This is a genomic window from Nocardia sp. BMG51109, assembly GCF_000526215.1.
Lineage (GTDB): Bacteria > Actinomycetota > Actinomycetes > Mycobacteriales > Mycobacteriaceae > Nocardia.
The window spans coordinates 2,296,264-2,309,163 of sequence record NZ_JAFQ01000004.1; the positions used below are offsets into that span (position 1 = coordinate 2,296,264).

General features: G+C 68.5%; 11 protein-coding genes. 7 read left to right on the top strand and 4 right to left on the bottom strand.

Annotation, left to right across the window (positions count from 1 at the left end):
- Positions 1-213: 213 nt before the first annotated feature.
- The 3 genes from D892_RS0111850 to D892_RS0111870 all read right to left on the bottom strand — a co-directional run bounded on the left by D892_RS0111850 (position 214) and on the right by D892_RS0111870 (position 3,882).
- A complete protein-coding gene (locus tag D892_RS0111850; protein ID WP_051499048.1) occupies positions 214-1,590 on the bottom strand; it encodes a cytochrome P450 in 1,377 nt (458 codons plus the stop codon).
- Between the two features lie 63 nt (positions 1,591-1,653).
- Entirely contained in the window at positions 1,654-2,826 is a 1,173-nt protein-coding gene (locus D892_RS0111855) for a serine hydrolase domain-containing protein (RefSeq protein WP_024801444.1), read from the bottom strand.
- A 534-nt stretch (positions 2,827-3,360) separates the two neighbouring features.
- Entirely contained in the window at positions 3,361-3,882 is a 522-nt protein-coding gene (locus D892_RS0111870; RefSeq protein ID WP_024801445.1) for a DUF6764 family protein, read from the bottom strand.
- 205 nt (positions 3,883-4,087) lie between these two features.
- Here D892_RS0111870 and D892_RS0111875 point away from each other — a divergent pair, with 205 nt between their 5' ends.
- Together D892_RS0111875 and D892_RS45065 are read left to right on the top strand one after the other, a co-directional pair.
- Positions 4,088-4,675 (top strand): hypothetical protein, encoded by a 588-nt coding sequence (locus D892_RS0111875; protein ID WP_024801446.1) that lies wholly within the window; start codon positions 4,088-4,090, stop codon positions 4,673-4,675.
- Positions 4,676-4,766: 91 nt separating this feature from the next.
- Positions 4,767-6,407: an MFS transporter gene (locus tag D892_RS45065; RefSeq protein ID WP_024801447.1), complete on the top strand. Its 1,641-nt coding sequence runs from the start codon at positions 4,767-4,769 to the stop codon at positions 6,405-6,407.
- Between the two features lie 45 nt (positions 6,408-6,452).
- On the opposite strand, the gene D892_RS0111885 is transcribed toward D892_RS45065, so the two are convergent.
- Positions 6,453-7,118: a trypsin-like peptidase domain-containing protein gene (locus D892_RS0111885; protein WP_024801448.1), complete on the bottom strand. Its 666-nt coding sequence runs from the start codon at positions 7,116-7,118 to the stop codon at positions 6,453-6,455.
- A gap of 559 nt (positions 7,119-7,677) precedes the next feature.
- Between D892_RS0111885 and D892_RS0111890 the strand changes: the two genes are divergently transcribed.
- The 5 genes from D892_RS0111890 to D892_RS0111910 are packed head-to-tail and all read left to right on the top strand — an operon-like array spanning position 7,678 to position 12,896.
- A complete protein-coding gene (locus D892_RS0111890) occupies positions 7,678-8,496 on the top strand; it encodes an ABC transporter permease (protein WP_051499620.1) in 819 nt (272 codons plus the stop codon).
- Between the two features lie 4 nt (positions 8,497-8,500).
- The gene (locus D892_RS0111895) at positions 8,501-9,364 is read left to right on the top strand and encodes an ABC transporter permease (RefSeq protein WP_024801450.1); all 864 of its coding nucleotides are present in this window, start codon (positions 8,501-8,503) and stop codon (positions 9,362-9,364) included.
- 9 nt (positions 9,365-9,373) lie between these two features.
- Positions 9,374-10,867, top strand: coding sequence for an MlaD family protein (locus tag D892_RS0111900; protein ID WP_024801451.1), 1,494 nt, complete (start codon positions 9,374-9,376; stop codon positions 10,865-10,867).
- Positions 10,864-11,892 (top strand): MCE family protein, encoded by a 1,029-nt coding sequence (locus D892_RS0111905; RefSeq protein WP_024801452.1) that lies wholly within the window; start codon positions 10,864-10,866, stop codon positions 11,890-11,892. The genes D892_RS0111900 and D892_RS0111905 overlap by 4 nt, the downstream gene beginning before the upstream one ends.
- Positions 11,889-12,896 carry an MCE family protein gene (locus tag D892_RS0111910; protein ID WP_024801453.1) on the top strand — a complete coding sequence of 336 codons (1,008 nt, stop codon included), beginning with the start codon at positions 11,889-11,891 and terminating at the stop codon, positions 12,894-12,896. The genes D892_RS0111905 and D892_RS0111910 overlap by 4 nt, the downstream gene beginning before the upstream one ends.
- The last annotated feature ends 4 nt before the right edge of the window (positions 12,897-12,900 follow it).

A 12,900-nucleotide genomic window follows, 5' to 3' on the forward strand; every position in this document is an offset into this window, starting at 1 on the left:
CGGGTTCCATTACTACATCCCGTGCGGCGGCACGCCAATTGCGTTCTGCCGGTTATGAAGTTCGGTCTTGTGCTGTGCAACTCGTCACCAGGTCGCCGGTGGATTGCCCCGGTGGCGCATCTGCGCCGTTCGCATCGGCGAGTCGGCTTCGGAGAACCGATCGGGCATCGAAAAATCACACCGATGCGTTACCAAACCTCATTGTGATTCAATTCACATACGAGTGGCGGTTCGCGGACATTCCGATACGACGTCGAACGTGATCCCGGCGTGCGGTCCGGTGGCGATGTTGTGCGGCACGGCCACCGGAATCCGGCCGCGGGCGTACCGCGGTGACGGTGCCAGCACGACGTGGGTGAGCAGGGTGGCCAGCACGATGCGCAGCTCGTGGTCCGCCAGCGACGCGCCGACGCAGCGCCGGTGCCCGCCGCCGTACGGCGCGAACTCGAAGGGCCCGTAGCGGCGCTCGAGAAAACGTTCGGGGCGGAAACGCTCCGGCTCGGCCCAGACCTCGGGATCGGAGTGCAGCAGCGGGAGGGAGATCCCCATCGTGTCCCCGGCGGCCAGGTCGACGCCGCGCAACGCGAACGGCCCGGTCAGCCGGCGCAGCACGATCGGCACCGGTGGGTGCAGCCGCAGCGTCTCCTGGCAGACGGCGTCCAGATACGGCAATCGCGCTTGTTCGCCGGGGTCGAAGCCGGGACCCGCGTCGTCCAGTTCGGCGCGTAGCCGACGCAGCGTGTGCGGTTGCCGGTGCAACCGGAACAGTGCCCACACCAGGCTGGTCGCGGTGGTCTCGTGGCCGGCCACCAGCAGGGTGCGCAACTGGTCGCGCAGGTCGTCGTCGGATATTGCGGTGCCGTCCTCGTAGCGCGAGTGCAGCAGCATGTCCAGGATGTCGGCGCCGGTCTCGCCGGCGCCCCGGCGGCGCGCGATATCGGCGGAGATCAGCTCGTCCAGCCGGGCCCGCGCGGCCACGAACCGGTCCCACGGCGCGTATCCGAAGGCGCCGTGCCGCAAGGCCGGAACGAGCAGCAGCGGTCCGCTGAAGGCGGTCAGGAAGGCGCCGACCGCCGCGGTGTACTCGGCCCGGCGCGCCGGATCGTCCACCCCGAACACCGCGGTCAGGATCACCCGCAGCGTGATCGACCGGGCCGCCGCCCGGGCATCCACCCGGGTTCCGGGCCGCCACGGCGGGGTGCTGCCGTGCCCGCGCAGCTCGTCCAGGGTCGCATCGCGAATAATGCTGCCGTACCGGCGAATTCGGTCGCGATGAAATGCCGGGGCCAGTAAAGTCCGCTCGCGCCTGTGCCGTCCATCTTCGGCGAGAATCAGTGAGGCCGAACCCACCAGCGGTTCAATGGGATTCGGGTGCGGTGGGCGCAGAATATCGATCGGCGCGCGAAACAATTCCCGAGCACCAGAATTTGTTCCAGTAAACAATACGGCGCCGAATCCGGGAAAACGGACGAAGAACGGGTCGCCCTCGCGATCTCGCCGCCATCGGAAATATCGTTCGAAATCCGCGCCGGCCCACAGCGCGTGTACCGCGGCCCACCGTGGCACCCGAGGTCCGGCCTGTCTACTCATATGGACGAATACGAGGTGCGGGGCCGAGCGGTTCGAACGATTCCGGCCCCGCCGGAGGCCGGGTCAGACCCGATCCCGCAGGACCGCGGCCTGCGCCAGGCCCGCCAATCGCGCCAGCCGCCCGTCGCCGATCGTGTTGAACGAGTTGCCGAGCCGATTGGTGACGAAGGCGACCGACATGCCCAGTTCAGGATCGGAGAAGGCGCCCGACCCGCCGACGCCGTAGTGGCCGAATGCCTTTCGAGGTGGACGCCGGGACAGCACCGGCGGCCGGTGATAGCCGAGGGTGAACGGCACCCGGACGCCGAGCACGTAGTCGCGCCGCTCGGTGTGCTGCACCCGGTTGATCACCGCGATCGTCTCCGGGCGCAACAGCGGGGCCGCCGGCGTTCCGTCCGCCGTCCGCCCGTCGCTCGCCAGCGCCCCGTACATCCGCGCCAGCGCCCGCGCCGAGAACACCCCGTTGAAACCGGGAATCACGGCGTCGTGCAGGCGCGGATCGACAACCAGCGCGTCGAGCCCGGCGGGCATACCGGCCTCGGCGACGGCGGCGACCACCCGGGACCGGGCGATCAGCGCGGAGGCGGCATCCCAGCGCAGGCCCGGCACGCGCAGCCGCGGGAAGGTGCGGGCGATGCGCGGGCGCTCGGATTCCGGCACCCGATACCAGAATTCCGGGGTGCGCAGCGGTTCGGCGATCTCCCGGCGCAGCACGTCGGTGAACTCGTCGCCGGTCACCCGCTGCACCAGCTCGGCGACCAGCCAGCCGAAGGTGACCGCGTGATACCCCGACCCCTGCGTCCGCCGCGGATCCGCGACGCCCTCGGCCAGCGCCGCCACCATCGCGTCATAGTCGAGGAGGCCGTCCGGGGTGGCGGTGAGTCCACGCACGCGGTGCAGGCCGGCCCGATGCGAGAGCATGTCCCGCACCGTGATCGTCTCCTTGCCGTTCACCGCGAATTCCGGCCAGTACTCGGCCACCGGTGCGTCGTATTCGAGCAGGCCGCGTTCGGCCAGCCGGTGCAGCACCGTCGCCGCGACACCTTTACCGGTGGAGAAGCTCAGCGCCACGGTGTCGTGCCGCCATTGTCGTCCCGGGGCCGCCTCGCCGGCCCAGACATCCACGACGGGTCGGCCGTGCAGGTACACCGCGAAGGCCCCGCCGCCGCGGGTGGGGCGGGCGAACATCCGGAAGAACCGGTGCACGACCGGCACGAACCGCGGGTCGATCACCATGCGCTGCGCGTCCGCTCCCGGCTGCGCCTCGACCGGCCCGGCGGGAGACTCGGGGTCGGGAAGGGATTCGGGCTCCGAGGAAGGCTCGGGTTCTGGGAAAGGCTCGGGTTCTGGGAAAGGCGCTGCCGCGACCATCTGCCGCCCTCCTGACGCCGCTGTACCGCGGCCATCCGTTCGGTCGTCCGCTACCGGGTTACCCGAATCCGCGGAATCAGCGTAGCTCCGACGATCACTCGGCGTGATCGCCGCCGAACTCGGCGACATCGTCGGCGTGCAGCTGCCCCCGGTCAGGTACTTCGAGAAGATGTCCTGGGCCGCCTCGCGTCCGGACGCTCGATCTTGACCTGCACGTCGAGACGGGCCGCAGGACAGCCGGATCGATCATGCCCGCACGGTTCGGAGGCGCCGATGACGACGACGTCCTTCAGCCCCTCGGCGGTCGTGCTGCTCCAGGCTGTCGTGCTGCTTCAGGGGATCGCACTGCTTCAGGGGGCGCGGCGTTCCAGTGTGGTCAGCGTGCAGGGTTGCGGTGGCTCAGGGCGGTGACGCCGGGGTGCGCCACAACCCGACCGGTGTCGCCAGGCAGCCGTCGCCGTCGAGCGAATCCCACGCCAGCGCCGCCGATCCCAGGCAGACCACCGGGTGTTCGCTCGAATCCACCTGTGCCCGAGAGCCGTTCAGCGCCACCGCGACACCGGCCCGGTTGCCGCCCGGTGCGGCATCGAGCGAGGTGAGCGCGTACGCGTCCGGGCCGAGCCCGATCGCGACCGGCAGCCCGGTGATGCCCTCGCCGGCCCCGACGCCGCCGGCGGCCCCGACCCCCAGCGCGACCGCTCCGGCCGCCGCCCTGGCATAGCCGACGCCGTCGAAACCGGCGGCATGCGCACGACCGGAGTCGGCGGCGGCCGCCCGGCAGGCGGTGTCGCCCTCGACGACCGTCACGTCCCGGCCGTCGGCGGAGTAGCAATGCACATCGGTTGCTGAGGCCGTCGCGGCGGCGCAGGCACAGGCCCCAACCGCTGCCGCCGAACACAAGATTGCGCTGATCAGCTTCACGGTTTACTCCCTTCGGGCCGACTCCTTCACCATACTCAGATCGTTTGCCAGAGCCTCGAATCCGGCTCGTGCGCGCGATTCGCCGACGCCGATGACCCGGGCATGGAACGCGGAGAATCGTCCGCCGTTAGCATGAGCAACAAATAAGGTGACTTCGAAGGCTCCCGGGTGCGAATTCGAAGCAGGACGGCTCGGGGAGGGTCTCATGTCATATCCGTTGGCCTCGGTTCGAATCCTGTTGCCGGCCTCGGCCGTCGTCGTCCTCGGTCTCGCCGGATGCGGTTCGACCGTCGGCGGTCATCCCACGGCGGCCGGCGGCGGTGCGGCGCAGTCCGCGACGAGCACCGGGTCCGCGCCGACGTCCAAGCCCCCGGCCACCGGTGGCGACGTCGATTTTCAGGCTCAGGTCGGCGATTGCGTGCAGCTGGGTGGGACCACCGAGGAGGCCACCATCGAGCACGCGGCATGCGGCGGCCGCGAATCCAATTACAAGGTGGTCGGCAAGGCGCCGACCTCCGACGAGTGCGCCTCGGACACCGACAATGTGTACTACGAGACCCTGCGCGGCCGGGAGACCGGCGCCCTGTGCCTGGACCGGGACTGGGTGGTCGGCGGCTGCATGGATATCGGCGGCGATGTCGCCGAGCGGATCGAATGCACCCAGCCCGCCGTCGAGGGCGTGCGGGTGCTGACCATTCTGCCGAACACCGACAGCGTCGACGCCTGCCCGCACGATGACGGCGGATTCGTCTACGACCAGCGCCGATTCGTGGTCTGCGTGCAGAATCTCTGACACCCCGGCACGCCGGTACCGCCACCCCTGTCACGCCGCACCGACGCCCTGCCGCGAGCCGTCGAGCGCCCGGCGGCCGTAGCGTGGTGCCGTGAGTACCACGCAGCCGCCGCGGTTGGGTTCGTCGACCGGACGGTGGATCGTGCTGGCCACCGTGCTCGGCTCCTCGGTGGCGGCCCTGGACGCGACGGTCGTCAATATCGCCCTGCCCCGGATCGGCGAGTCGATGCACGCAGGCGTATCCGGATTGCAGTGGATCCTGAGCGGCTACACGCTGACGCTGGCGTCGTTCATCCTGCTCGGCGGGTCGCTCGGCGATCGGCTCGGCCGCAGGCGCGTGTTCGTCTGGGGCACGATCGGTTTCGCCGCCGCCTCGGTCCTGTGCGGGGCCGCCGTGAACATCGAGATGCTGGTGACGGCGCGCGTCTTGCAGGGCATCGCGGGCGCGCTGCTGACTCCCGGCAGCCTCGCGCTGATCTCCTCGTCGATCGATGACCGCGATCAGGGCGCCGCGATCGGCCTGTGGTCCGGCTTCGGCGGCGTCGCCGGTGCCCTCGGCCCGTTCCTGGGCGGCTGGTTGATCGAGGTCGCCGGCTGGCGGTCCATCTTCCTCATCAATGTGCCGCTGGCCGCCGTGGTGGTGGCGGTCTCGGTGCGGCACGTGCCGGAGAGCCGCGACCCGGACGCGCCCGACCGGCTGGACGTACCCGGCGCGCTGGTGGTGGCGGCCGGGCTCGGCGCGTTGACCTTCGGGCTGATCCAGGCGACACCGCTGCTGAGCGTGGCCGGGCTGGTGCTGCTGGCGGTCTTCGCGGTGATCGAAATGCGCAGCGATCACCCCTTGGTTCCGCCGGGCCTGTTCACCGGGGCCGAGCTGTTCCCGACGGCCGCCTCGTCCCCGGCAGACGGTGCGTCTCCGGAGACCGGGCCGTCCTCGACGGCCGAATCGTCCTCGGCGCCTGCCCGATCCGCGGCTCCCGCCTCGTCCCCGGACCGGGCCCGGGCAGAGGGCCGCGACGCGCGCTCGGGCCGGGTCTTCACCGCGGCCAATCTGGTGACCCTGGCCGTCTACGCCGCCCTGGGCGGCGTGTTCTTCCTGCTGGTCCTGCAGCTACAGCAGGTCGCCGGGTACTCCCCGTTGTTCTCGGGGGTGGCGACGCTGCCGGTCACCGTGCTGATGCTGGTGCTGTCGGCCCGGGCCGGGCGATGGGCCCAGCGGCACGGGCCGCGCCTGCCGATGACGGCCGGGCCGCTGGTGGCCGCGGCCGGGGTGCTGTTGCTGCTGCGGATCGGCCCGGATTCGGCGACCGCGGCCGGATATCTGCGCGACGTGCTGCCCGGTGTCGTGATCTTCGGGCTCGGATTGTCGGCGCTGGTCGCGCCCCTGACCGGGGCGGTGCTGGGCGCTGTGCCCGCCGCGGCCGCCGGGATCGCCTCGGGCGTGAACAATGCCGTGGCCCGGACCGCGCAGTTGCTCGCGGTGGCCGCGCTGCCCGGCGTGGCCGGCATCTCGGGATCGATCGGAGACGCGTCGGTGATCGACCACGGATTCACCGTCGCGATGCGGATCTGCGCCGGACTGCTGATCGTCGGCGCGGTAGTGGCGGCCCTGCTGCTGGGCGGTCCCCGCCGTCGGCGTCCGGAGCGGTCGACGGTCGACTGCCTGCCGCACTGCGGCGTGGTGGGCCCGGCCGTACAGCCGCCGGTGCCCGGACACACCGCGAGGCGGTGAGGAAACCTCACCGCCCCGCATCCGCCGGAAAGACGAGATCCGCCGTTAGATCGGTGTGAAGCCCGCGCCGACCCCGCCGTGATTGGTGTTCATGTCGTTCATGATCGCGCTCATATTGGTGCCGACCTCGGGCCCGAAGCAGGCCACCGCCAGGTAGGCGTTCACCATCGCGACCAGCGTGTTGCCGATCACGACCGGCGCACCCGAATCGCCCTCCACGACGCACATCTGCGTCCACGTCTCGTCGGTCTGGAAGACATCTCCCCAGGTGATGCCGCAGGTGTTGCCGGTGGTGCGGCCCTCCTTGCAGGCGATCGCGGGGAACTGGGCGGGCGCCCCGAGGGAGGCGATCGTGACGTTGCCGACCCGGTTGACGGGAACGACGTTGGTGAACTCGATGACCGCGTAGTCCAGATCGTGGTCGGAGTAGGCGAAGGTGCCGATGACACCGGCCCCCCGGTCGCTTTCGGCCCACACCTGCGAGCCCGCCTCGCCGCAGTGCCCGGCCGTCAGGCCGACCAGCCGGCCGGCCGAGTCGTGGCCGATGGTGGTGACGGTGCACTCGTACTGATTGTCGACGATGATTCCGGAGCCACCCCCGATCGCTGGGCCCGGATCCGCGTGCGCGACACCCGCGCCCGTGCCGAGCAGCGCCGCGCCTACGGCCACGGCGAAGGCGGCACGAGCCGCCCTGGCGAGTTTGTTGAACATGTCCCTCCAGACGTCGGAAGCCCGCACGATATCAGCCATGTAGTACTACATCCTGTCAGTATTCGGGCCGGGGCGCGCCTCTTGCTGTTGTGTTGTTTGCCGGATCGACACCTGTCCCCGCGCCGTTACGGCCGGGTCTGTGCGGTCGCGGTTTCCGGTCACGACCGGCGCGTCGTCCCGGCACGACACCCGGGGCGGGCTGTCCCGGAATCGGCTCGGGCGCGGATAGGCTTGCGAAAGATCTTCAGGTGCGTCGTCCCGACGATTAATTCAATCCCGGAAAATTGCACAGGAGGGCGAGTTGGACATTTGTTCAAGAAACCTGTAACTCGTTCTAGTACTTTGTCTCGTTGCATTGTGGTTCGCCCCAACTTCATGTTGCCGATCACAGCCGAAGCCGGAGCGTGATCTGGGTCTATGACGGCGCGCACACTTTATGGTGTGTTTCTCCTAACTCCGTAGTAAGGTGCGTCAGGCAACACAGTCGCCGGGGCGTGTAACCGGCGTCGAGAGGGGTTAGTAAGTGCAGGTCACCAACAGTCCGCCGGCCGGGTCACGGATGAGTGGAGCAGTCGACTGGACCAAGGCGTACTGGCAAGATCACCCCAAGCGCTCGCTCGAGACATTCGGCCGTCAGATCACCATGGGTATCGCCGCCATCGGCGAGCTGTTCGTCGCCATCGTCCGCCGGCGCTTCCCGTTCGGCGAGTTCATCAGGCAATGCGCCTTCATGGCCTCGGTCGCCGCCGCGCCCACTCTCCTGGTCGCCATCCCGATCGGTGTGATCGTCTCGATTCAGGTCGGTTCGGTGGCGGGTCAGGTCGGTGCGACCTCGTTCATCGGCGCGGCGAACGGTCTGGGCATCATCCAGCAGGGCGCCCCGCTGGTCACCTCGCTGATGATCGCCGGCGCCGTCGGCTCGGCCATCTGCGCAGATCTCGGCTCGCGCACGATCCGCGAGGAGATCGACGCGATGCGGGTGATGGGCGTCGATCCGCTGCGGCGGCTGGTCACCCCCAGGCTGGGCGCGGCCATGCTGGTGTCGGTGCTGCTGTGCGGCTTCGTCATCTTCGTCGGTTTCCTGACCGGCTATATCTTCAATGTGTTCGCCCAGAACGGGACGCCCGGTTCCTACATCGGCACGTTCTCGTCGTTCGCGGTGGTCTCGGATCTGATTGCGGCCCTGGTGAAATCGCTGATCTTCGGGTTGCTCGCCGCGATCATCGCCTGTGACTCCGGGCTGAACACCCGCGGTGGCCCCGGTGGTGTCGCCAACTCCGTGAATACGGCCGTGGTGCTGTCCGCGGTGATGCTGTTCGGTGTGAATCTGATCATCACGCAGATCTACAACACCCTGTTCCCCTCACAGATGGTCTGAGCCGGTGTCGTCTACCTATGTACCGCCGCTGCTGCGGCCGCTCCAGCGGATCCGGGGATCCGCCACCGCCCCGCGGGACTGGCTGGCCCGGATCGGTCACCAGGTGTTCTTCTTCCTGCGGTCGATCGGTTCGATGCCGCTGGCGTTCAAGCACTATCCGAAGGAAGTGTGGCGCCTGCTCTCGGACGTCACCTGGGGCAACGGCAATATCGTCGTCGGCGGCGGCACCATCGGCGTGGTGCTCATCCTCAGCGCGTTCGGCGGCATGACCGTCGGCATCCAGGGATACAACTCGCTGAACCTGCTGGGGCTGGGTCCGATCACGGGCGCGGTGTCCGCCTTCGCGACCACCCGGGAACTCGGGCCGATGCTGGCCACGGTGGCATTCGCCTCGCAGGCGGGGTGCCGGTTCACCGCGCAGCTGGGTGCCATGCGCATCTCCGAGGAGATCGATGCGCTGGAGTCCCAGGCCATCCGGCCGCTGCCGTATCTGGTCAGCACCCGGATGATCGCGGCGATGATCGCCATCATTCCGCTGTACTGCCTGGCGCTGCCGTTCGCCTACATCACCTGCTCGCTGACCGTGCAGCTGATCGGCGGCACCGCCACCGGCACCTTCCAGCACTACTTCTATCAGTTCCTGATTCCGCACGACGTGCTGTGGTCGCTGCTCAAAGCCATTGTCTTCGTGGCGATCACGACGTTCATCCAGTGCTACTACGGATTCTTCGCCTCCGGCGGTCCGGAGGGCGTGGGTGTGGCGGCCGGCCGCGCGATCAAGTTCTGCATCATCGCGGTCGTGTTCGCCGACCTGTTCATCACCTTGGCCGTCTGGGGCATCAACCCCGGCATCAGGATCTCGGGGTAAGGGGCGCGGATGATCATCGATCCGAGTGGCCGCGGACCGACGATGCGGCAACTGCTCATCGCGGGCGCCTCGGGATTGGTCGTGTTCGTGCTGATCCTGGTCTTCCTGATGGCCCGGTACCAGGGCAAGATCATGCACCCGAAGGTGGACGTCACCGCCAGCATGGGCACCACCGGCGACGGGCTGCCGGAGAACGCCGACGTGAAGTTCCGCGGCGTGCTGGTCGGGGTCGTCAAGGACGTCGCGGTGGCGAACAAGGGCGAGACGCAGCAGGTGAACATCGAGATGAAGCCGGAGTACGTCGGCGACATCCCGGCCAATGTCACCGCGCGCGTGGTCCCGAGCAATCTGTTCGCCGTGACCTCCATCGAGCTGGTCTACAACGGCCCGGACGAGGCGTCGCTGCGCGCCGGATCGCAGATCCCGGAGGACCGCAGCCAGGGCACCATCGCGCTGCAGGACACCCTGACCACGGTGCGCACCATCCTGAACAAGATCGACCCGGTGCAGCTGGGCCGGGTGCTGAGCACCCTGTCCTATTCGCTGCAGGGCGACGGCCGGGTGCCGGGCTCGACCGTCGAGCGGCTGGACAACTGGCTGACCCAGGTGCGCGGGGCCGTGCCCGACGTGGATCAGACCCTCGACGATTTCTCCGCGTCGGCGAACGCGCTCAACCAGTCGGCACCGGAATTGATGCAGGTGCTGGCGGATTCGGTGAAGACCGCGCAGACCGTCACCGACAAGCGGCAGCAACTCGTCGCTCTGCTGTCGGGTACCTCCGGCACGGTCGACAAGGTCAACGCGCTGTTCGCGCGCAATCCCGATCTCGGCAAGTCGATCACCGCGGGCACCAGCGACATGTTCGGCGCCCTGTCCGACAACCCGCAGGCGATTCCGCAGGCCATCGCGAACCTGAACAATTCGCTCCGGGCGCTGAATACCACCTTCCACTGGGGCCCGCAGCGGCAGATGGTCTGGAACTTGGGCATCACGCTCACTCCGTACAAGCCCTACGACCGGTCGGACTGCCCGCGCTACGGTGAACTGACCGCGCCCAGCTGTGGCACCGCGCCGGAGGTCTCCGATCCCGGTCAGCTGCCGGAGTCGATGAAGCCGCGCCGGCTCGACGCCGCTCAGGGGCTGCCTCCGCTCGCCCCGATGCCCGGCCTGCCGGACATCCCGGGCGTCACCACCGAGACCGCGGCACCGCAGGACCCGGCGCCCGCCACCCCGTTCGCCGGGACTCCGCTGCAGGGCCTGTTCCCGGCGATCCCGGGCATCCCGCCGCTGCTGCCGCCCGCGCCGCCGGCTCCCGCGGCACAGCCGACTCCGGCGGCCCCCGCGGCTCAGCCGACGCCCGCGGCCGGTCCGATCTCCTACACCGGGGATTCCGCCATCACGGCACTGCTGGGCCGTCAGCCCAGCACGGCCGAGTACCTGTTGTTGAGCTCGATCCTGAGGGGTGGAACCTTGCAAGTTGCCGAGGCCGGTGCAGGCCGATGAGCATTCGCAAGCCGCTGATCGGATTCGGCATCTTCGCGATCGTTTCGATCCTGGTGACGGTCATCGTGTGGAATACGTTGGCGCGCAGTGTCGATGGCGACACCAACAGCTACTCGGCGACGTTCAGCGATGTGCTCGGGCTGCGGGTCAACGACGACGTCCGGATGGCGGGTGTGCGGGTCGGCAAGGTCAAGGAGATCGAGCTCGACGGCGACCACAGGGCCAAGGTGACCTTCGATGTGGAGCGCGATCAGACGCTGTTCGGCAATACCAAGGCCCTGGTCCGCTACCAGAACCTGATCGGCCAGCGGTATCTGGCACTGGCACCCGGCAAGACGGGGGACGCGGTGCCGTTGCGGAACAACGGATCGATCCCGTTGGATCGGACCGAGCCGTCGTTCGATATCTCCGGGCTGCTCAACGGATTCCAGCCGCTGTTCCAGACGCTGCAACCCGAGCAGATCAACAACCTGTCGAACACCTTCATCATGGCGCTGCAGGGTGACGGGGTGTCGCTGAGCACCTTCCTCACCCAGGCGGCGGGGCTGGCCGGCGATTTTCAGCGCCGTGACGCCATCCTCACCGACGTGATCACGAATCTGTCGGCGACGATGCAGGGGCTGGCCAAGCGGGGCGACGAATTGGAGACTCTGGTGACTCAGACCCGCGCGCTCATCGGCGGGCTCTACGAGCAGGGCCAATCGCTGCAGCAGTCCACGGTCCAGATCGCCGATGCCACCACGGGATTGGTGAACATGGTCGGGCAGGTGCAGCCGAAGCTGGTCACCGCGCAGCAGTCCAGCCGCGACGCGCTGACCATGCTGATCGATAACGGGGCCAAGCTCGACCGGGCCGCGGTGGACCTGCCGAACATGCTGTCGGATATCGCCAAGGCCTCGCAGAACGGCACATACGTCGACGCCTACCTGTGCAGCCTGGACGTCTCGCTGTACAACATCCTGCTGCCGCGCGGCCTGCTCAGCCAGATCGGCGGCAACTCCCATTCGGCGGTGTGCCGGCCATGACGACATTCGGAGCGCGGCTGCGGCGCCGCTTTCAGGGCAATCGCTACTTCTGGCTCGGCGCGATCGGCGCCGTGCTGATCGTCGCGCTGCTGGTCGCGTCGAGCGGCTACAAGAAGATCGGCATCGGCACCCAGGACGTCGAGGCGGAGTTCGCGCAGGCCGCCGGCGTGAAGATCGGCGACAAGGTCGACGTGTCCGGCGTTCCGGTGGGCACGGTATCCGGCGCCGAGATCGAGGGCGACCACGTGCTGCTCACCCTCCAGGTGAACAACGACGTGAAGCTGAGCGCGAACGCCAGGGCGTCGATCAAGATGGCGACCCTGCTCGGTGCCCGCTACATCGCGCTGGATCCGGGCACCGGTTCCGGCCTGAAGGACAAGCGAATTCCGAAGAGCAACACCCAGGTTCCCTACGATCTGGCCGATGTGGTGCAGGTCGGCACGCCGAAGTTCGAGGCGCTCGACACCCAGAAGCTGGTCCAGTCGTTCCAGGTGCTCGGCGACCAGATCAACGGCTCCCCGCAGCTGACCGCGGAGGCGCTCGACAGCGTCGGCGCGCTGGCCAAGACCATCAACAGCCGGCGCGACCAGGTCGATCAGCTGCTGAAGGATCTGGACAAGGTCACCACGATCCTCGGCGACAATCGCAACAGCGTGCTGCTGGTGATCACTCAGGGCCAGGCCATCGCGGGCCGGGTGATGGAACGCCAGGAGCTGCTGCGCCGGCTGCTGGACAACGTCGCGACGCTGACCAGGCAGCTGCAGGAGATCGGCGCGCAGAACGACAACCAGCTCGGGCCGACCATCGAGCAGCTGAACACCATGTCCGAGGGCCTGCAGAAGAACAAGGACAACCTGGACCGGCTGCTGCAGATCATGCCGGTGGGTGTGCGCCAGTTCAACAACGCCTTCGGCAACGGACCCTACGGTGAGGTCGGCGTGCCGTGGCTGTTCCCGGACAACTGGTTGTGCTTCGCCCGAGTCATCGAGGGGTGCCAGGGATGACAGT

Bases quoted from the DNA above. Each gene is read 5' to 3' on its own strand.
- D892_RS0111850 (WP_051499048.1), bottom strand. From the start codon at position 1,590: ATGAGTAGACAGGCCGGACCTCGGGTGCCACGGTGGGCCGCGGTACAC.
- D892_RS0111855 (WP_024801444.1), bottom strand. From the start codon at position 2,826: ATGGTGATCGACCCGCGGTTCGTGCCGGTCGTGCACCGGTTCTTCCGG.
- D892_RS0111875 (WP_024801446.1), top strand. From the start codon at position 4,088: ATGTCATATCCGTTGGCCTCGGTTCGAATCCTGTTGCCGGCCTCGGCC.
- D892_RS0111885 (WP_024801448.1), bottom strand. From the start codon at position 7,118: ATGTTCAACAAACTCGCCAGGGCGGCTCGTGCCGCCTTCGCCGTGGCC.
- D892_RS0111890 (WP_051499620.1), top strand. From the start codon at position 7,678: ATGAGTGGAGCAGTCGACTGGACCAAGGCGTACTGGCAAGATCACCCC.
- D892_RS0111900 (WP_024801451.1), top strand. From the start codon at position 9,374: ATGATCATCGATCCGAGTGGCCGCGGACCGACGATGCGGCAACTGCTC.
- D892_RS0111905 (WP_024801452.1), top strand. From the start codon at position 10,864: ATGAGCATTCGCAAGCCGCTGATCGGATTCGGCATCTTCGCGATCGTT.
- D892_RS0111910 (WP_024801453.1), top strand. From the start codon at position 11,889: ATGACGACATTCGGAGCGCGGCTGCGGCGCCGCTTTCAGGGCAATCGC.